This window comes from Clostridium cibarium, from assembly GCF_014836335.1.
Lineage (GTDB): Bacteria > Bacillota > Clostridia > Clostridiales > Clostridiaceae > Clostridium > Clostridium cibarium.
Genome location: NZ_JACSRA010000015.1, coordinates 64,039 through 84,455 on the forward strand (window position 1 = coordinate 64,039; position 20,417 = coordinate 84,455).

At 30.9% G+C, this 20,417-nt stretch carries 17 protein-coding genes and 1 riboswitch; of the genes, 1 reads left to right on the forward strand and 16 read right to left on the reverse strand.

Annotation, left to right across the window (positions count from 1 at the left end; translation table 11 throughout):
* Positions 1-10 precede the first annotated feature (10 nt).
* From H9661_RS10695 to H9661_RS10770, 16 genes are all read right to left on the reverse strand, one after another.
* Complete coding sequence (locus tag H9661_RS10695) at positions 11-2,164, reverse strand: TIM-barrel domain-containing protein (protein ID WP_143315855.1); 2,154 nt, start codon at positions 2,162-2,164, stop codon at positions 11-13.
* A gap of 7 nt (positions 2,165-2,171) precedes the next feature.
* Entirely contained in the window at positions 2,172-3,185 is a 1,014-nt protein-coding gene (locus H9661_RS10700; protein ID WP_143315857.1) for a LacI family DNA-binding transcriptional regulator, read from the reverse strand.
* Between the two features lie 157 nt (positions 3,186-3,342).
* Complete coding sequence (locus tag H9661_RS10705) at positions 3,343-4,227, reverse strand: sugar ABC transporter permease (RefSeq protein ID WP_143315859.1); 885 nt, start codon at positions 4,225-4,227, stop codon at positions 3,343-3,345.
* Positions 4,228-5,157 carry a carbohydrate ABC transporter permease gene (locus H9661_RS10710; protein WP_143315861.1) on the reverse strand — a complete coding sequence of 310 codons (930 nt, stop codon included), beginning with the start codon at positions 5,155-5,157 and terminating at the stop codon, positions 4,228-4,230.
* Positions 5,158-5,218: 61 nt separating this feature from the next.
* Entirely contained in the window at positions 5,219-6,421 is a 1,203-nt protein-coding gene (locus tag H9661_RS10715) for a sugar ABC transporter substrate-binding protein (protein WP_143315863.1), read from the reverse strand.
* A 208-nt stretch (positions 6,422-6,629) separates the two neighbouring features.
* A complete protein-coding gene (locus H9661_RS10720; RefSeq protein ID WP_143315865.1) occupies positions 6,630-7,580 on the reverse strand; it encodes a PucR family transcriptional regulator in 951 nt (316 codons plus the stop codon).
* 23 nt (positions 7,581-7,603) lie between these two features.
* A complete protein-coding gene (locus H9661_RS10725; protein ID WP_143315867.1) occupies positions 7,604-8,713 on the reverse strand; it encodes an ABC transporter ATP-binding protein in 1,110 nt (369 codons plus the stop codon).
* A 130-nt stretch (positions 8,714-8,843) separates the two neighbouring features.
* The gene (gene malQ / locus H9661_RS10730) at positions 8,844-10,340 is read right to left on the reverse strand and encodes a 4-alpha-glucanotransferase (RefSeq protein ID WP_143315868.1); all 1,497 of its coding nucleotides are present in this window, start codon (positions 10,338-10,340) and stop codon (positions 8,844-8,846) included.
* A 177-nt stretch (positions 10,341-10,517) separates the two neighbouring features.
* Entirely contained in the window at positions 10,518-10,982 is a 465-nt protein-coding gene (gene ribH, locus H9661_RS10735) for a 6,7-dimethyl-8-ribityllumazine synthase (protein ID WP_143315870.1), read from the reverse strand.
* An 18-nt stretch (positions 10,983-11,000) separates the two neighbouring features.
* Positions 11,001-12,200, reverse strand: coding sequence for a bifunctional 3,4-dihydroxy-2-butanone-4-phosphate synthase/GTP cyclohydrolase II (locus H9661_RS10740; RefSeq protein ID WP_191768740.1), 1,200 nt, complete (start codon positions 12,198-12,200; stop codon positions 11,001-11,003).
* A gap of 12 nt (positions 12,201-12,212) precedes the next feature.
* Positions 12,213-12,860 carry a riboflavin synthase gene (locus H9661_RS10745; protein ID WP_191768742.1) on the reverse strand — a complete coding sequence of 216 codons (648 nt, stop codon included), beginning with the start codon at positions 12,858-12,860 and terminating at the stop codon, positions 12,213-12,215.
* Positions 12,861-12,862: 2 nt separating this feature from the next.
* Positions 12,863-13,957: a bifunctional diaminohydroxyphosphoribosylaminopyrimidine deaminase/5-amino-6-(5-phosphoribosylamino)uracil reductase RibD gene (gene ribD, locus H9661_RS10750; protein ID WP_191768744.1), complete on the reverse strand. Its 1,095-nt coding sequence runs from the start codon at positions 13,955-13,957 to the stop codon at positions 12,863-12,865.
* A gap of 189 nt (positions 13,958-14,146) precedes the next feature.
* Positions 14,147-14,261, reverse strand: a riboswitch (FMN riboswitch).
* An 89-nt stretch (positions 14,262-14,350) separates the two neighbouring features.
* Positions 14,351-15,634 carry a homocysteine synthase gene (locus tag H9661_RS10755; RefSeq protein ID WP_191768746.1) on the reverse strand — a complete coding sequence of 428 codons (1,284 nt, stop codon included), beginning with the start codon at positions 15,632-15,634 and terminating at the stop codon, positions 14,351-14,353.
* A 158-nt stretch (positions 15,635-15,792) separates the two neighbouring features.
* Positions 15,793-16,284, reverse strand: a complete 492-nt coding sequence (locus tag H9661_RS10760) for an HD domain-containing protein (protein WP_143315880.1) — start codon at positions 16,282-16,284, stop codon at positions 15,793-15,795.
* An 83-nt stretch (positions 16,285-16,367) separates the two neighbouring features.
* Positions 16,368-16,763, reverse strand: coding sequence for a bacteriohemerythrin (locus H9661_RS10765; RefSeq protein WP_143315882.1), 396 nt, complete (start codon positions 16,761-16,763; stop codon positions 16,368-16,370).
* Between the two features lie 136 nt (positions 16,764-16,899).
* Positions 16,900-17,634 (reverse strand): YoaK family protein, encoded by a 735-nt coding sequence (locus H9661_RS10770; protein ID WP_143315883.1) that lies wholly within the window; start codon positions 17,632-17,634, stop codon positions 16,900-16,902.
* Positions 17,635-17,953: 319 nt separating this feature from the next.
* Between H9661_RS10770 and H9661_RS10775 the strand changes: the two genes are divergently transcribed.
* On the forward strand, positions 17,954-20,206 hold the full coding sequence (locus H9661_RS10775; protein ID WP_207729669.1) for a right-handed parallel beta-helix repeat-containing protein: 2,253 nt from the start codon (positions 17,954-17,956) through the stop codon (positions 20,204-20,206).
* The last annotated feature ends 211 nt before the right edge of the window (positions 20,207-20,417 follow it).

Consider the following 20,417-nt stretch of genomic DNA (forward strand, 5'->3'; position numbering starts at 1 on the left):
TCCTCCTATACTATAATTCTCTTAAAATGGTTTCTTTTCTTCCTTCTAAGTCATAAATAACTACATTAATTTTCTTCAAAGCAGTATTTTCTGCTTTTTCTATTTTCAACTCATATTTATTACTTATCTTTTCTATAACTACTTTAACTAAATTGAATTTATTCTTTTTGCATTCTTTTGTAATTCCATCATCGTCATAAAGAGTATATTCTGCTTTTTTATCTACAAATGCAATTAAATTCAATTCTTTTAAAGATAAATCTTTAACTTTATTTTCACTCTCAACCAACGGTAATATCCTGTTTTTTCTTACAAAAAATATAGTTTCTTCCAACAAACAGTGAAAAAATTTACTTCCTTCATTGCAAACTTCGAATAATAACTTTCCTTCATGATTTAATTTGCAAAGAAGCATTTTTTCTGGCAGATAAATATACCGTCCCTTTGAATTTTGCTTATACATAGGCGCTATCATAAGTGAATTTCCTAAAATTAGTTGATCTTCTACCTCTTTAGAAAATTCATCTTCATATTCAAAAGTTAATGGTTTAAAATATAAATCATTATTTTTTATACACTTCATAAGTTCACTATACAAATATGGAATTAGTGAATATCTAAAGCGTATTATATTTTTAATTATTTTTGTTGTTCCTTCATCAAATGCATATGGTTCTTGTGACCTTGACCATCTTGATGTATGATTCCTATATAAAGGAGTAAATAGACTTAATTGATTCCATCTAATTAGCAAATCACTTGTAGTATCTCCAGCAAATCCTCCAGTATCAGAACCTATAAACATAAATCCACACATATTTAAAGCTGGCAACATTTTCATAGTTAATTCTATGTGTTCCCACCAAGAAAATGAATCTCCTGTCCACATTCCACCATATCTATGCATTCCTACAGAAGATGCTCTCGAAAATAATAAGAACCTTTTATTTTCATCTATATTTTCCAAACCTTCATAGGTTGCCTTAGTCATATTTAATCCATATAAGTTATGGACATCATAATGATTTATTAGCTCTCCATCCACGTTATGATATATACTTTTGTAATCATCTATAGAATTAGCTAGTTTATTAAAATTATCTTTAAGTTCAAAATATGAATATACGTCTATATTCTCCTTCTTTATCTCTTCTGCTCTTTTAAAAGCGCTTTCTAAACCCTTATCAGAATAAAACAATGCTGGTTCATTCATATCATTCCAAAAACCTTCGATTCCTTTATCAGTTAGTATCTTGTATTTTTCTCCAAACCATTTTCTGGCTCTTGAGTTTAAAAAGTCTGGTAAATGCACCTTTCCAGGCCATACTGCAGTTACAAATGGATCACCATCCTTATCAGTACAAAAATATCCTCCCTCTACTCCTTCTTCATAAATAGGATATCCTTCTTCTACCTTTATCCCTGCATCAATTATAGGAATAACTTTAACTCCTTCATCCATGCAATCATCTACTAAGCCCTCAAAACTTGGAAAGGCGGTTCTATCTACAGTAAAATCTTTAAATCTTTCCATGTAATCTATATCTAAATACAACATTTCTAGAGGAATATCATTTTCCTTAAACTTCCTAATTACTTCCCTAGCTTCAGTTTCAGTTCCATATCCCCATCTACTTTGTCCATAACCTAATGCCCATTTTGGTGGAATATAGCTTTCCCCAATTAGCATTCTAAATTCCTTTACTATATCATTCAAACTATTACCTTCAATGATATATAACCCATAATTTTGATTTTCACAAGTAATCTTTATTTTATTGTGATCTGTATATCCTATATCGAATATGACTTTTGAAGGACTATCTATAAATATCCCAAAGTTTTCTTTTCCATGGACTACAAAAAAATTATGAGCTCCATATAAACTTCTTTTATTTGGTGTATGGCTATATTCGTCAGTACAAAAGCTCTCATATATCCAACCTCTTTTGTTAAGGCCTCTTACATTTTCCCCTAAGCCGTATATTATATCATTATCAGACATGTAGTAGTTTAAATTTCCATCTTCATCTATATCTAAATACTTTAAGCTATAACTTCTATCAGTTTTAATCTTATTAGTATCTAAAATTACCGCATCAGTATTTATTGGGTTTCCAATAATATATCTTATTACATTTTCATCTATTTTTAATCCATTCACTCTACACCTATCCTCTCTTTATATATTTACAAGACGCTCTCTTAACAAGCTCTGTATTAAGAACAATATGTTCATGTTCTAATTTTCCATTAAGTAGTTCAAGTAAGAGATTCGTACTTTTTTCAGCCATCAATACTTTAGGTTGTTTCATGGTAGTTATTCCTGGATTATAAAATTTACTTATATCAAGTCCATCAAATCCTACCAGTGATATATCTTCTCCTATCTTTAATCCAGAATCAACTATAGCCTTTGCTATCCCAATGGCCATAATATCTGAAATAGAAAATACAGCTGTTATATCCTTATTATTTTTAATAAATTCCATCATTACCTTATATGCTTCTTCAGATTTATAATCTCCTACAAGCATATTATCTGCATTAAATGGAATGCCAGACTCCTCTAATGCCTTTTTATAGCCTTTAAGTCTATTCCAACTTATTCCAATATCATTTTCTTCACCTATCATAACAGCAATATTCTTATGTCCAAGTTCTATTAAGTATTTTGTAGCCTTATATGCAGACTCTATATTATCAATTCCTACAGAAGAATAGCCACTTTCGCCTAATTTAAAATTTGCTGATGTAAGTACAACTGGGACTTCTAGAGAATTTACACTATCTTTACTCACAGACTCAAAATTTACTCCAAGGCAAATAACCCCTTGTAATCTCTTTTCTTTAATAAATGATTGTAATGTTTCAAAATCATCACCAAAAGTAAAATCATTTTGTTGAAGCACCATTGTATATCTTGATTTTGAAATATTTTTCCCTATTACATTTACCATTTCTGAAAAGAATGGATTAAATACACCTTTTACTAAAACCCCTATATTATTTGTATTATTTTGTTTAAGTATCCTTGCACTATTATTAGGAATATAATTACTTTCTTTAATTACTTCTAGCACCTTTTTTCTAGTACTCTCCTTAACATCCGTATGATTATTAAGTACTCTGGATACTGTACTTACACCTACACCTGACAATCTAGCTATATCTTTTATATTCATTGAAATTCTCCTTACCTTCCCTATTTTCGGGACTTATCCCGGTAACGTTACCGTATCTTGTGATATAGAAATTCCTATTTTTATAATAGGAATCTCTATATTCATTCAATTTACTTATAAGTTACTTGAGGAATCTTATATATTTTAATGTTTATTTTTAACCTTTTACTGCACCAGCTGTTAATCCCTTTGCAATAAACTTTTGAAGCGACAAGAATAAAATTACTACAGGTGTTGAAGCCATAATAGCTGCAGCTGAATATTGAGTCCAGTTAGCTGAGAACTTATCTCTTATAAACTGTTGCATTCCTACTGCAATAGTTTGAGTTGCCTTATCCTTTAATAATGCAGAACTTATCATAAATTCACTATATGCTGAAATAAATGCAAATAGGAAAATTACTAGTGCCATATTCTTTATTAAAGGTAAAATAATTTTTATAAACACTTGAAATGTTGTGGCTCCATCCACATAGGCTGCTTCTATAAGCTCTGTTGGTATACCATCCATATACCCTTTCATTAACCAAATATTGTACGCTATTCCTGTACATAATAATATAGTTATTACAAAAAGATTATCCATACCATTATGATTATACGCAATTCTTAGTATTGCTGGCAATGCCATTGCTGTTGGAAACATTTGAAGTATTAATAAAGCCATTAATCCTTTACTCCTAAATGCAAACCTTAATTTTGAAAATGCAAAGGCTGCTGGTACTACTAATGCTAATTGTATAAACGCTGCTGCAATACATGTTATCATTGAATTTAAAAGCCATTTTAAAAATTGAGTATCTTTAATAACTTTTGTATAGTTTTCAAGTGTCCAACTCTTTGGAAGTAGCGTAGTTTGAGTAAATGAACTTCCTTTGCTAAGAGATGCAAAAACTACAGCCAATATTGGAAATAATACTATTATAAGTGTTAACCATAACACTATTCTTGATACCCAAGCTGATTTTTTATCTGACTTAGTCATTTTCTTTTTATATTTCATGGAAACATTGGTGTTTTCAATACTAATTTGCGCTTGCATCTAATCTACCTCCTTAAATTGTCCTGATACTCTCATCTGGAAGTAAGATAAGACAGCAAGTATTACAAATATTATAATACTTATTGTTGAAGCAATATCAATTCTTCCAAACTGTGTTGATAACTTGTAATTTACAGATGCTAATATATCTGTATATCCGGCAAATTGTGTAGACAGTCTAGCTGGCCCACCTTCTGTAATTAAGAATGCTGAATTAAAGTTATTAAAATTAAATGCAAAGCTTGTTATTAAAAGTGGGTATGCAGTCCTAGTTAGTGAAGGTAAAGTTATCCTGGTAAACTTAATCCAAGTACTAGCCCCATCAACATCTGCTGCTTCATAATACGAATCTGGTATAGCTGAAAGTCCTCCTATGCAAACATTCATCATATAAGGAAATCCAAGCCAAATATTAGCTATTATTATAGCTGCCTTTGCCCAAAATGGATCTGTGAGCCACGGAATTGGGTTAGATATAATATGCATATTAATTAAAATATTATTAATTGCACCATAAGTACCGTTAAACAAACCTTGCCATGAAAGAACTGCAACCGTAACTGGCAATGCCCATGGAAGAATTAATATAGCTTTATATATTCCTTTCTCCTTTATGTTAGGGTTATTTAACAACATTGCAAGAATTAATCCCACTAAAAAACATCCTAAAGTAGATATTACCGCAAACAATAGTGTCCATCCAAACACTGGAAAAAACACATCTTTAAACGGTCCATTAAATACTTCTTTGAAATTTGCTAATCCAACAAAAGAGCTTTCCCCATCCTTTGTATATACAGTCTTATTAGTGAATGAAATCCAAACCGTATATAATATAGGAAGAACTGTAAATACTACGATATATATAAGCCCTGCTACTAAGTATGGAGCAGCCTTAATACTTTGTTTTGCTTTTCCTTTAGCAATCATAACAATTCTCCTCTCAAAATACTAACTTATAAGTACGGAGGGAGTTAATCCCTCCTATTTTCTATTTCATTTGTTTAATTCCTTCTACAACTTGGTCATAGATATTTTTAGCTGTAGTTTGAGCATCTAAGTCTCCAGCTATCATTGATTTTATGTTATTCTTAGCTGGATCCCAAATTGCTTGTACTTCTGGAATATTAGGCATTGGAATAGCATTCTTAGCAGATTCTGCAAAAACACTTATATTAGTATTATTTTTAAATACATCTGAATCTTGTCCACTCTTTGTTACAGGAATTCTATTACCCTTATCTACTAATATTTCAGTATTATTTTCATTTAAATATTTTATTAAATCCCAAGCTTTTTCTTGCTTAGTTGAGTTCTTATTTACAAAAGCAGTTTGAACTCCTAAAAATGGTGTTACTGTCTTTCCTTTTAATGTAGGAATTGCACAAACACCTAGGTCAATACCCGCATCCTTTACTTCTTTTACATTCCAAGGACCCGAAATATAGAAAGCTGTTTTACCTTGTTTAAATTCATCCTTAGCTATATCGTCATTTATGTCTGCAGTCATTAGTTTTTCTTTAGTTACTAAATCCCTGATGAACTGATATCCTGCTACTGTTCCAGGAGTATTTAATCCGATATCTTTAGTATCTAATGTACCGTTATTATTTTTGAATATATATCCTCCATCGGAAGTTATCAATCCATATGTTAAATAGAAATCAGTAACATTAAATTTAAAGCCCTTTTCTTTTCCTATACTTACAACTTCCTCCATTGTCTTTGGAGCCTCTTTAACTAACTTCTTATTATAAAATAACCCTATAGCTTCTTGAGCAATTGGTATTCCATATTTCTTACCATTTATAGTTACTGCATCAATAACATTTTTTGCAGTATAATCACTTTCATTTATCATTCCACTTGGAACTTCTTCTAAAAGATCAGCTTTTTGGAATGCGCCTAAATTGTCATGAGGTGATCCATAATAGACATCAGGTCCAGATGGACTATTAGCTGCTTCTTTATAATCTTGCATCTTACCTGAATCCTCAACGACCTTAACCTCAAAATTATTTTTTTCTCCCCAATCACTAGCTAATTTTTGAATTTCATCATTTTCTCCTGGTTTTAGGTGGGACCAAACTGTTAATTTTTCTTTACCACTGCTCTTGCTTCCACCACATCCTGCTAGCCCAATAGTCATCATAGTAGCCATAATAATCGCAACAATTTTTGTACGTTTACTCATTATTAATTTCCTCCTTGATAATTTTATTAAATTAAAACCCTTTTAAGGTATTTAAACCAATTAATTTCGGAACCGTTTCCAATTTTGAAAATGAATGTTTAGGATGTCTTCTTCTCATGCAATAACTTGTACATTTCTTTAAGAACATCCTTGGTACCGTTTCCAGTTATATTGTACACCTTTTCATTTATACTTTTCAAGTATTTTTTTACATTTTTTCGATTTTTTGTTCTTTCCATAAAAATAGCAATATTTTAAACACTGTTGCCATATTGAAATCTTTTATATCAAAACCCGTATATTTATGAACTTTCTCTATTCTATAAATTAATGTATTCCTATGAATGTATAAAAGTTTAGCACTTTCACTTATATTAAGACCACAATTAAAAAACACATCAATAGTTCTTATCATCTCTTCATCTAATTTACTAAGTCCACTATCAAATTGATCTACTAACATACTTTTTTTCTCTTTATTTATGCTATCGACTATATCCTCAAAAACAAGGGAAGTCTCTCCAAGTATTTCTTTTTTCACATTGAACTTACTAGCTAATGATATTTTTTTAATACACCCATCTACTGCTCTACTTAAATTTTCATAATTATTTACATTACAGTAACTTATTATGCAGTTTTCTCTAAAATTGTATTCTATAGTCTCTTTAATACTAGATGCATGCTCATATTCATCCTCTAACTTTCCTAAGATCAGTATATTCTCCTTATAAACAACAATTGCTATGTTTTCTTCTTTATATCCATCCTGTATTAATGATATGCTTTCATCTATATTATTATTAACACTTATCATAATTAATGTAAATTTATCTATTAAAAATGGATATGCTTCTTCCACTTCCTTCTTTGATATTCCCTTATTTTCTATAATATTTTCAATGACATTACTTTTTTTCTTATTCTCTCTTTTTATAGCATTAATTATACAGTTCTCCAAAAGAGGCAATGCCTTTTCATCTTCTCTACATATTCTTAAAATTAGATTTTCTTCATATACTTTAAACTTTTTTTCTATATAAGCTGTTTTGATATAAAAGTTTGGTGATGTATAAATGTCACCTTTTTCATTTTTTAATTTATAAGAAATCTGTGCAATATCGCTAATCTCTTGCAAAAGTTTATTTATATTCTTCATTTATACACCTCAAACCCCGTATTTTATATTATTCTCAATTCTGTTTCCTTATCAAACACATGAATCTTTTCTGTATTCATATGTAATCTAGCTTTTTCCCCTACTTTCAGTTCTGTTGTTCCTTCCACCCTAATAGTTAAACTACTTCTTCCATCTCTAGTATAAATATAACTCTCTGCCCCCATTAATTCAATCACTTCTACATTGACTTCTATTACTTCTTCTGGATTCTCTTTTATCATATCTATATCATCAGTTAGTGCTTCTGGTCTTATTCCAAAAACTACTTTTTTGCCATCTACCTTACTGTCATTTAATATTTTAGCAGTCTTCTCTGGTAAAAGTATTTTCTGTTCTTCAAAAATAGCATATGCATTATTTTCTTCAAATACCACTTCCCCATTTAAAAAATTCATTTGAGGACTACCAATAAAACTTGCTACAAACATATTAGATGGATAATTATATATATTCTGAGGTGTATCTACTTGTTGAATTACACCATCTTTCATAACTACGATTCTTGATCCCATAGTCATTGCTTCTGTTTGGTCATGAGTTACGTAAATAAACGTTGTCTCCAAACTATTATGAAGTTTTGCAATCTCTGTCCTCATTTGAACTCTTAACTTCGCATCTAAGTTAGATAATGGCTCGTCCATTAAAAACACTTTTGGATTTCTGACTATAGCTCTTCCTAAAGCAACTCTTTGTCTTTGACCTCCAGATAAAGCCTTAGGCTTTCTGCTTAATAGATTCTCAATATCTAATATCCTCGCTGCTTCTTTTACTTTTTCATCAATTTCTGTCTTTGGTACTTTTTTTATCTTAAGCCCAAATGCCATATTGTCATATACAGACATGTGAGGATATAAAGCATAATTTTGGAACACCATAGATATATCTCTTTCTTTAGGTTCAATATCATTTACTAATTTATCTCCAATATATAATTCTCCTTTTGATATAGACTCTAGACCTGCTATCATCCTTAATGTAGTAGATTTACCACATCCGGAAGGCCCAACAAAAACTATGAACTCTTTATCTTTAATTTCAAGGTTAAAATCCTTTACTGCTGTTACATCCCCAGGATATATTTTGTATATATTTTTCAAAGAAAGATTTGCCATAATTTTACCCCCTTAACTTTTATTGCTTATAGTATAACTCAAAATAACGTTTACATCTATTGACAATACATACAAACTCTCTAAAAGTTTTTTGTAAAAACTTCTAAAGAGTCTGTATCGAAATTATATTTTATTCGTTTATTCGTTCATATCTATAATTAAACCTAGCAATTTTATTAACTAGTTCCTCATCGAAACTTTCATCCTTCATTCTCCAGCTCCAATTCCCCCCTAAACTTGATGGCAAATTCATTCTTCCTTCATTCCCTATATTTAAAAAGTCTTGCATCTGAGCTATAGCTATATCTGCTACACTAGACCATATTCCTCTAATAAGCCCCCAATTATAGCCTTCTTCTGCATTTAGTCCTAAATATTCTTCTGCATTTTTCACTTCGTACCTAGACCCTGTTTTCTCATACCATCCTAAGCAGGTATCATTATCATGGGTTCCTGTATATGCAACACATTTATTAATATACCTATGGGGTAAATAATTATTATCACTTGCTCCACCAAATGCAAATTGTAGTATCCTCATTCCTGGGAATCCTGTTTCTTTAATAAACTTAATGGTATCTTTCTCAAGATATCCTAAGTCTTCAGCTATCACCTCAATATCTCCTAGCTTTTTTCTTATAACATTAAATAAATCTTTTCCAGGCCCTTTCTTCCACGATCCATCTTTTGCTGTTTTTTCCCCATAAGAAACTTGCCAATAGGATTTAAATCCTCTAAAATGATCTATTCTCAATATGTCATAAAGTCTTAAGCTTTGTTTTATCCTAGAAATCCACCATTCATATTCTGTACTCTTCATATATTCCCAATTATAAGTTAAATTTCCCCACAACTGTCCAGTTGGAGAAAAATCATCTGGTGGACATCCTGCAACAAATTTAGGTTTAAATGTTTTACTGTCTAACATGAAGTTTTCTGGAACACTCCATGTATCAACACTATCCTCTGCTACATATATAGGTATATCTCCAATGATTTTTATTCCTAGTGAATTGGCATATTTTTTTAAGTTCTCCCATTGATTAAAAAATAAATATTGTATAAATGACCAATATTCTATTTCATCTTTTAATTCATTTTTATATTTATCTAATGCTTCTGTTTTTCTCTCTTTAATATCCTTATCCCAATTGTACCAGCTGCTATAATTAAACTTTTGCTTTAATGCCATATATGTTGAATAATCATCTAACCATAATTTGTTATCCTCTTTAAATTTCTCTACTTTCTCTTGAAGAGTATTCATTTTTTTATAATTTTCATATGCAACTTTTAATACTTTGTATTTTGAAGTATATACTAATCCATAATTAATCCTCTCTTTATTATCATAATAATTTTCTGATTTGTAGTCTTCTTCTCTTAATAATCCGCTGTCCCTCAATTTATCAAAGTCAATAAAATATGGGTTGCCAGCAAATGCCGTGAAACATTGATAGGGGGAATCTCCATATCCAGTGTGCCCTAAAGGTAGTATCTGCCAGTACCTAAATCCAGCTTTTTTTATAGAATCTACAAATTTATAAGCTTCCTTTCCAAATGTGCCTATTCCAAATTCTCCCGGAAGTGAAGCTATATGCATTAAAACCCCAGCACCTCTTATCATACATTTTACCTCCTATTTCTATAATTTTATTAATTTACTTTTCTTGTTCATATCCATAAAAAAAAGCCCATATCCTAAATAGATATATTGGCTTTTCTTCATCTTTTATCCTATAGTTTTTCTATCCCTTTAAACTATAATCTATTTTATTATTCACTTATAAAATTTATTACTACTTTAATTTATTCCTTTTAATAAATTTGACATTTCTATAGCTGTTACTGCTGCATCATAGCCTTTATTACCAGCTTTTGTTCCTGCCCTTTCAATAGCTTGCTCAATAGAATCAGTTGTCAATATTCCAAAAATAACAGGCTTCTCTTCTGATAATGATACTGATGCTATTCCTTTAGATGCTTCTGCACATACATAATCAAAGTGTGGTGTTGATCCTTTTATAACTGCACCTAAGCAAATTATTGCATCATATTTGTTTGTTTTTACTAACTTTTTTGCCACTAATGGAATTTCAAACGCACCTGGAACCCAAGCAACTTCTATATCTTCTTCCCTCACTCCATGTCTCTTTAATCCATCTAAAGCTCCGCCTAATAACTTTGATACTATAAACTCATTAAATCTTCCTACTACTATACCAAACTTTAATCCTTCTGCTACTAAATTTCCTTCAAATGTTTTCATTTCTATCTCCCCTTACTTTTAATAATTTAACATATGACTTAATTTGTCTTGCTTTGTTTTTAGATAAAATTCATTATTTTCATTAGCCTCTATCTGTATAGGAACTCTTTCTACGATTTCCAACTCATAGCCACCCAATCCTTTTATCTTTCTAGGATTATTGGTAATAAGTTTTATTTTCTTTACACCTAAATTTTTTAAAATTTGTGCTCCTATTCCGTAATCTCTCATATCCGCCTTAAATCCTAACTTTAAATTAGCTTCTACTGTATCATATCCTTGATCTTGTAATTCGTAAGCTTTAAGTTTATTTATTAAACCTATTCCTCTACCTTCCTGTCTCATGTACAACAATACTCCTGTTTCCTCCTTAGCTATCATCTTCATAGCTAAATCATATTGCTCACCACAATCGCATCTTTTTGAACCTAATGCATCCCCTGTTAAACATTCTGAATGTACCCTTACTAAAACAGGAGTATCTTCTTTTATTTCACCTTTTACTAAGGCTACATGATGTTCACCATTTAATATATTAATAAACCCATATATAGTAAAGTCACCATATCTTGTAGGCATTTTTGCCTTTGCAACTCTTTCTATTAACTCTTCTTTCTTTCTTCTATAGGTTACTAAATCTGCAACAGTAATTATTTTTATATTGTATTCTTTAGAAAATTCTATAAGCTCAGGAGTTCTAGCCATAGTTCCATCTTCATTCATAATTTCACATATTACTCCTGCACCTTTAAGTCCTGCAAGCTTTGCTAAGTCTACAGATGCTTCAGTATGCCCAGTTCTTTTTAACACTCCACCTTTTCTGGCTGCTAAAGGAAATATATGTCCAGGTCTTCTAAAATCCTCTTTTTTTGCATCATCTGAGATAGCTTTAGTTACTGTAAGACTTCTTTCAAAAGCAGAAATTCCTGTTGTTGTATCCATATGGTCTATAGACACAGTAAATGCTGTTTCATGGCTCTCTGTATTCTTCTCTACCATCTGATTGATATCTAATTCCTTTAATCTCTCTTCTTCCATAGGCATGCAGATTAATCCTCTAGCATGCTTTGCCATAAAATTTATTATTTCTGGCGTAGCTTTTTCAGCAGCTACTACAAGATCGCCTTCATTTTCTCTATCTTCGTCATCTATAACAATTAACATTTTACCTTCTTTAATATCTTCTATAGCTTCCTCTATAGTATTAAATTTATACATATTACTCTCTCCTTACATAAACCCATTTATTTTTAAAAACTCTTCATCTATATTGTTCTTTTTATCTTCTTTCCTATACCCAAATAGCTTCTCAATATATTTCCCAAGAATGTCACACTCAATATTTACCATATCTCTAACATTCCTATTTAGTAAAATAGTCTCTTTAGATGTATGAGGTATTATTGATACCTTAAAACTTTTACTATCTACATATGCTACTGTTAAGCTTATTCCATCTATAGCTATGGAACCTTTTTCTACTATATATTTGAGCAAATTATCTTCTACTTTTATATGGAACCATGTAGCAGTATCTTCCTTTTTAATAGAGATTATTTCTCCTATCCCATCGATGTGTCCGCTTACTAAATGTCCCCCTAGTCTGTCTTGCAAAGTTAATGCTCTTTCAAGATTTACCTTACTTGACTTTTTAAGCTCTCCTAAAGTGCTTCTTCTTAAGGTTTCTGCCATTACATCTGCCTCAAATATATCTTTTCCCATACTGGTTACAGTAAGACATACTCCATTTGTGCAAATACTATCTCCTACTCTAGTATTCTGAATAACCTTATTAGCTTTTATCACCAAAGTAGAAGACTTTTCTCCACTTTTTATAGACTCGATCTCTCCTATTTCTTCAACAATCCCTGTAAACATATCTAATCTCCCTTTTTTACATATCCTTCTATTAAAATATCTTTACCTATTGACTTAGAAGTTAAATTTTTTAATCTAAAAGCATCTTTTAAATGCTCTACTCCCTTTCCTCCTACTATAGACTTAGACATTTCTCCACCTAATAACATAGGAGCTACATATATATGAACTTTGTCTACTATTCCTTCTTGAAGTGCTGAAAAGTTTAAAGTTGCTCCTCCTTCAAGAAGTATACTATCAATATTCTGCTCTCCTAGCTTTTTTACCAGTTCCCTCAAGTCTACTCTCCCATTCACTTCATTGGTTAATAATATATTTATCCCCTTCTTTTCTAATATTATTCCATCTTGTATACGTGCTTTTTTAGTTGCTACAACTATGGTTTTCACATCCTTTGCACTTTGAACCACCTTAGAATTTACTGGAATTTTTAAATTGCTATCTAGGATTATTCTAATTGGATTTTTGCCTCCTTCAATTCTACAAGTAAGTTCTGGATCATCTTGAATAACTGTATTTACGCCAACCATTATAGCTGAATACTTTCCTCTTAATCTATGAACTTGTTTCCTTGATTCCTCTCCTGAAATCCATCTTGATTCTCCTGTATAAGTTGAAATCTTTCCATCTAGAGACATAGCTGTTTTCATCAAAACAAATGGTGTCTTTTCTGAAATATATTTCATAAATATTTCATTAACTTTTTTGCATTCATCTTCTAATACCCCAACTCGCACTTCAATTCCAGCATCTTTAAGTTTTTTCACTCCATTACCTGATACCAAAGGATTTGGATCTAAAGTACCTATAATAACTTTTGCTATTTTCTTCTTGATTATCAAATCTGCGCAAGGCGGTGTTTTTCCATAATGTGAACAGGGTTCCAAAGTCACATACATAGTTGCTCCTTCAACATCTTCATCAGTACTATTGAAAGCTTCCACTTCTGCATGATTTCCTCCATACATTTTGTGATATCCCTTGCTAATAACTCTTCCTTCCTTTACAATGACAGCTCCTACCATTGGGTTTGGACTCACTAAGCCACTTCCTTCCTTAGCTAAGCTCAATGCCATTTCCATATACTTTTCATCCATTTATACTCTCCTTTCTTTATTACTTATTATCCTTCAAGGCCTTTAACTTTAATCTTTAAAATAAAAAAACTCGAGTATATAACTCGAGGCTTTAATTAGGTATATAAAAACCAATTGTATAAAAAAGCTCTGAAATATAAATATTTCAGAGCAATGTATACAAAATTGATATAATTCTATTATATCTATCACTATCTTCTCACATCCAGACTTTACTGTCGGCCTCGGAATTTCACCGAATCATGCACAATGGCTTGCGGGCTATACCGCCGGTAAGGAATTACACCTTGCCCCGAAGAATTATTTAATTTTACATACCCATATTATTCTTATTTTTCTATTCTGTCAATATCTTACTATAAAAAATAATATAATCTTATATTTACTACAACTTTATTTTATCTTTTTAAAAGCATTCTCTAAATCCTCAATAAGATCGTCAACATGTTCTGTTCCTATAGATAATCTAATCATATCCTTTGTAACACCAGCATCTTTTTGCTCTTCATCAGATAATTGCTGATGAGTAGTTGATGCAGGATGTATAACTAAGGATTTAGAATCTGCAACATTTGCTAATTGTGAGAATATCTCTAAGCTATCTATGAACTTACGTGCTTTTTCTTCTCCACCCTTTACTCCAAATGTAAATATTGATCCGGCTCCTTTTGGTAAATACTTTTTAGCTAAGTCATAGTATTTATTACCTTCTAATGAAGGATAATTCACCCAAGCTACTTGTTCATGAAAATTCAAATATTCTGCTATTTTCTTGCTATTTTCGAGATGACGATCTACCCTTAATGAAAGAGTTTCAAGTCCTTGCAACAATAAAAATGCATTAAATGGACTTATGCAAGCTCCAGTATCTCTTAGTAATTGAACACGTGCCTTAGTAATAAAAGCAGCAGCTCCAATATCATGAGCATATCTCAATCCATGATAACTTGTATCTGGCTGAGCAAATCCTGGGAACTTATCGTTCTGTGCCCAGTCAAAATTACCACCATCCACTATTACTCCACCTATTGAATTACCATGTCCTCCAATAAACTTAGTAGCTGAATGTACTACTATATCAGCTCCATATTCTATTGGTCTAATTAAATAAGGTGTTCCAAAAGTATTATCCACTATTAATGGTATTCCATGTTTGTGAGCTATATTAGCTACAGCTTCTATATCAACAACATTAATCCCTGGATTTCCTATTGATTCAACATATAGTGCTTTTGTGTTTTCATTAATAGCCTTTTCGAAATTTTCTGGTTCATCTGGATCTACAAAAGTAGTTTTAATTCCAAGCCTAGGTAGAGTTAAGGAGAACAAATTATAAGTTCCACCATAAAGAGTTGATGCCGCAACTATTTCATCACCAACCCCAGCAATATTAAGTATTGAATAGGTAATTGCAGCTGCTCCACTCGCTGTTGCTAATGCTCCAATTCCCCCCTCAAGAGTAGCCATTCTTTTTTCAAATACATCACTAGTTGGATTCATTATCCTTGAATATATGTTTCCATTTTCTTTTAGCCCAAAAAGATTTTCTCCTTGATCTGTATTATCAAAGACATATGATGTTGTTTGATAAATTGGTACCGCTCTCGATTTTGTTGTCGGATCAGGCACCTGACCTGCATGTAATTGATTTGTTTCAAACCTGTAATTTTTACTCATTTTAAACCTCCCCAATTTTAAAAGCCATTATAGACTTTTATGTTTTAAAATAAATACTTAGTATTTTTATAAGTTTAGTAAGATTGTACCAACATTAACTTCCTATGTCAATAATTACTTATTAAACACAAAAAAATAGAGGCATTAACCTCTATTTCTTATAAGTACATATTATTTAAAAATTTAATTCCCGTTTCAGTTCTAAAATACTTGTCTTTAATTAATTTAATCTGCTCACTTTTAATATTATCTTCATAAATATTAACTAAAAAATCACTTTCAATAAGTATCTGATAATCCATTCCATCTATAGTACTATAAGTATGATGATGTCCAACCAAGTAACAAACTCTCTCTATAATATCTTCATCAATATCTAACTGTAATAGCATATTTTTAGCAATAGGAGGCCCTTCAATTTCTTGATAATTACCTGCTGATGAGTTATATTTTTGTTCACTAACTTTTATACCGATATCATGAACTATAGCTGCTATTTCTAAAATATATTGAATTTCTTCATTCAACTTTTCTAACTCCCCAATAGATTTTGCAAAAGAATGCACCTTTAAAAAGTGATTAATTCTTCTTACATCTGAATTATAATAACTTATCATTTTTTCTATTACTTCACTAGTCTTTCCAATCATAACGCCAGCCCCTTAAATTGTTCAATGATTACTAGTTAGTTAAATAACTTTAATCGTATCTATTTTAAACTACACATTCTCTATTATTCTTGTTTTCCAATAAGCATGTCTTTCTCAAGAATATGTTCAACTAACCAATCGCTTAAAAATTGTAATATATTCATAATATATTGATCTTGATTCTCATCAATAGTGCTCAAATCCATATCATCTAACTTTTTAATAAATTCTGCATGCTCTACCTTTTGAGTAAACATCCTTTTAAATCCAATCTTATCCATATAAGCTTCCTCTTCTTTAAAGTGAAACTTAGTATATTCTCTTAGTTCATCCATTAACTCTACTACTTTATCATATTTATCAATTGTAAGATCATTTTTTAATAACATATATGTTCTATCTGCTATATCAAAAATTTTCTCATGCTGTTCATCTATGAACTTAACCCCTGTTCTGTATTCATCCTTCATTTCATACATATTCCAACACCCCTTATAATTCTAATATTTCACTTATTATACCCAAACCATTTTCGTTTTCTACATTATACATTATTAAATCTTTTTTGTATATTCTTTGTTTCTACCATTTTATTCATTATAAGTATAACAATTATTAATCAGAAGTTCTTGCTACCATTGTCCCAGTTTTCAATCTATAGTCATCAAAATTGAATAAGATAAATGCTAGTACTAATATTATATCAGCACCCCAAACACCTTTTACTCCAACGCGTAAAGTTACAACTCCTCCTACAATTGCACCTATCAAAAATGAACCTATAATAATACTATATCTAATTGCCTTAATTGCAGCTTTTCTATCTCTACTTTTAAGTGCCTCATATGCAGTTTGTGATGCAGTACGTAAATTTCCTGTACACATAGCTGTATTATATGGCGATCCTACTAGTTTTCTAAAAGATTGAACCTGAAGTGATGCTACAAATGAAATTATTACTGTAATTATTATATCTGGAACAGATGTTGGAATGAATCCAACTAAAAATAGAGTTAATATTTCAAGAACCAATATGCTTCTTTCTGTGTCTTGTATTCCTCTAGGCAAAGAAATTCCTTTTATTTTTTCTACTACAACTACTCCTAATATAAAAGCTATTATAGGAGGTATATGAAGTACTGCTTGTCCCCAATTTCCTTGAGATGCCTCTACCCCCACCATTACTATATTGCCAGTCTGCGCATTTGCAAAGACTCCATTTCTAGTTATGAATGTATATGAATCCAAGAATCCTCCTACTAGTGCTAAGAGTATACCCAATCTAAGCGACTGAGATGTAACTGTATGTATTTTTATCTTCTTGTTATTATAATTATCTTTTTTAGCCAATTTAATTTCTCCTTTAAATTTTAGTTCACCTAATATTATTTTATCAGTTATTCTATTTATTTAAAGTTTAAATAATCTTAATATATCCTCTTGTATTCAAATTTTTTGCTCATTACTATTATTTTTTCGTAATTTTATAAATCTTAATCTCAATTCGTACTTACTAATAACTTGTGCTACTATTTTTTCTTTTCACGATTTACTTATTCGCAATAACTTTTTAAAATGATATCTTAATATTACACTTGTATACATTTGTTATTGCTTTATATAATTTATTATTTCAATTTTCATTTATTATAATTTAGGAGGAATTTACATGAAATCAAAAAAAATATTATCAATTGTTCTTGCATGTTCTTTAACTTTCGGATCAACAGGAATCTTATCTCAATCTTCTGCTCTAGCTTCTGAAACTTCAGTTGTAAGCAGTGAACAAACATTAGCATCAACTCTTCATAACCAAATTGTTGATGCAAAAAAATCTATAAAAAACGAAAACTTTACAACTTCAGATAGCAATATTAGTTTATCTGCTAAAGGTGGTAAATTTGAAACTTCCGGAGATAGCTTCAATTATTCTTCTATCCCTGTAACTGGAGATTTTACCGCTACTGCTAAACTATCTTCGCTAACAAATATCACTTCGAAATCAAAAGCTTTCTTAATGGTTAGAAATGGTTCTGATTCAACTTCTCCACATATATCCTTAGGAGCTAAAAAATTAGGAACTGGAGCATATGAAGCAAGATTATCTAAAAGATCAAACGGTAATGCTAAAACCATAGACGCAAATACATATTTTAGAATTTCTAGAGAAGGTACTACCTATACATTATCTACTTCATCTGAAAAGTCCTTTGCTAATGCAACACTTATAAAGACTTTCAAAGCTGATGGTTCTTCAAAGGATTCTAGTATACTAGGTAATGCAGGTTCTACATTAAATGTTGGCTTAGCTGTAGCTGATTGTAATGCAGTCTTTGACTATTTCACCGTTACTGATGGATCTAGTAACCTACTTTATAATTTAGCTGACGCTTCTAATACTAATCCAGATAAGCCTGCAAAAGCTACAATTGCATCTATAGATAAGTTAAATGATGTAACCTTTACTAAAGGACAACCTATTGTTTTACCTACGAAGGTTACAGCTAACTATAGCGATGGAAGTAAAGCAGAAGTTCCTGTAACTTGGGATACTGTTAACACTAATTTATTAGGAATTCAAAAAGTTAATGGTACTGTTGAAGAATTCTCCAATGGTATATCAATAAATGTAACTATAAAAGATATCCCCGTTGTTACTCAAAACAGCATATATGTTTCTCCAGAAGCTTCTGATAGCGGAACTGGTACTATAAATGATCCCATGTCTCTTACTTCAGCTGTAAGTAACGTTACTGCTGGCGGAACAATATATGTAAAGGGAGGCACCTACAAATTCAGCAAGCAATTTACAATACCATATACTAATAATGGTTCAGAAAATGCTATGAAATCCATAGTTGCTTTAAACGGGGAAAAGGTTACACTTGATTTTTCAGATCAGCCTTATGACATGAAAAATCCAGCAAATAATTCAAGAGGTCTTCAATTAGAAGGAAGTTATTGGTATGTAAAAGGTATTGAATTCTTCAACGCAGCTGACAATGGCTTATATGTAACTGGTAAACATAATAAGATTGAATTATGTGTAGCTAGGGCAAATAGAGATACTGGTATTCAAATAAGTCGTCGTTCATCTACTCTTTCAAACAAAGCTGATTGGCCAAGTGATAATTTAATACTTAACTGTACTTCATTTAATAATAGTGATCCTGCAACTGGCGAAAATGCAGATGGATTTGCTGCAAAGTTGACTTGCGGAGATGGAAACATATTTGATGGATGTATTTCTTATAACAATGTAGATGATGGTTGGGACCTATACACAAAGGCTGCTACAGGCGAAATTGGTGCGGTTACAATAAGAAATTGTGTTGCATTTAGAAACGGATCTACTACAACTGGACAACTTACTAAAAATAGTGATGGTAATGGATTTAAAATGGGTGGATCTAAAATGCATGGAAATCACGTTCTTTATAACTGTATATCTTTTGAAAACAAAAATCATGGATTCACAGATAATAGTAACCCTGGAACAATAACTGTAGATAGTTGTACAAGTTTTAACAATTCCTTAGCTGATGGCGGAAAGAGTAACTTTGACTTTGCAAGAGATAAAACTAATTCTAATAATATATTTAGAAACTTAATATCATTTAGCAACAAGAAAGTAAGTAGTGATAAGTATAGAGGAACAGCTGAAAATTGTGTTTTCTCAACTAGCAATAAAACTTACATGTTTACAACTAAAGCTACTGCAGATAGTAACGTTGGAGAATTAAGAGGTACTCCTACTGATGCTGTAACTGCAAATGATTTTGTTAGTATTGACGCTCCAGCATTAGGTACAGATGTTCATACATTATGGAGAAATGCCGATGGTTCAATTAACATGGGTAACTTCCTAAAGATTACCCCTAATAGCACGTACAACACAATGGGAGCTCACCTTCATAAATAATTTCAGTTATTAAATAAGCTATCTAAAATAAGAATTTTAGACAGCTTATTTTTTGTCTCAACCACCTCCAACTGGCATTTTACCAGCATATTCTTAAGAATATAAGAATATTACCATATATATTCTCGATAAAATAATCTTTACTTTTTAAAACAAGCTCTTTGACAAAGAAAACTTCCAGATATATAATGAACATAGTTCATAAAGAGGT

Excerpts from the sequence above, each read along its gene's own strand:
- H9661_RS10765 (WP_143315882.1), bottom strand. The coding sequence starts at position 16,763 with ATGTATGAAATGAAGGATGAATACAGAACAGGGGTTAAGTTCATAGAT.
- H9661_RS10775 (WP_207729669.1), top strand. The coding sequence starts at position 17,954 with ATGAAATCAAAAAAAATATTATCAATTGTTCTTGCATGTTCTTTAACT.
- H9661_RS10720 (WP_143315865.1), bottom strand. The coding sequence starts at position 7,580 with ATGAAGAATATAAATAAACTTTTGCAAGAGATTAGCGATATTGCACAG.
- H9661_RS10755 (WP_191768746.1), bottom strand. The coding sequence starts at position 15,634 with ATGAGTAAAAATTACAGGTTTGAAACAAATCAATTACATGCAGGTCAG.
- H9661_RS10710 (WP_143315861.1), bottom strand. The coding sequence starts at position 5,157 with ATGATTGCTAAAGGAAAAGCAAAACAAAGTATTAAGGCTGCTCCATAC.
- H9661_RS10705 (WP_143315859.1), bottom strand. The coding sequence starts at position 4,227 with ATGCAAGCGCAAATTAGTATTGAAAACACCAATGTTTCCATGAAATAT.
- H9661_RS10745 (WP_191768742.1), bottom strand. The coding sequence starts at position 12,860 with ATGTTTACAGGGATTGTTGAAGAAATAGGAGAGATCGAGTCTATAAAA.
- ribD (WP_191768744.1), bottom strand. The coding sequence starts at position 13,957 with ATGGATGAAAAGTATATGGAAATGGCATTGAGCTTAGCTAAGGAAGGA.
- H9661_RS10715 (WP_143315863.1), bottom strand. The coding sequence starts at position 6,421 with ATGAGTAAACGTACAAAAATTGTTGCGATTATTATGGCTACTATGATG.
- H9661_RS10760 (WP_143315880.1), bottom strand. The coding sequence starts at position 16,284 with ATGATTGGAAAGACTAGTGAAGTAATAGAAAAAATGATAAGTTATTAT.
- H9661_RS10700 (WP_143315857.1), bottom strand. The coding sequence starts at position 3,185 with ATGAATATAAAAGATATAGCTAGATTGTCAGGTGTAGGTGTAAGTACA.
- ribH (WP_143315870.1), bottom strand. The coding sequence starts at position 10,982 with ATGAAAACATTTGAAGGAAATTTAGTAGCAGAAGGATTAAAGTTTGGT.
- malQ (WP_143315868.1), bottom strand. The coding sequence starts at position 10,340 with ATGATAAGAGGTGCTGGGGTTTTAATGCATATAGCTTCACTTCCGGGA.
- H9661_RS10725 (WP_143315867.1), bottom strand. The coding sequence starts at position 8,713 with ATGGCAAATCTTTCTTTGAAAAATATATACAAAATATATCCTGGGGAT.
- H9661_RS10740 (WP_191768740.1), bottom strand. The coding sequence starts at position 12,200 with ATGTATAAATTTAATACTATAGAGGAAGCTATAGAAGATATTAAAGAA.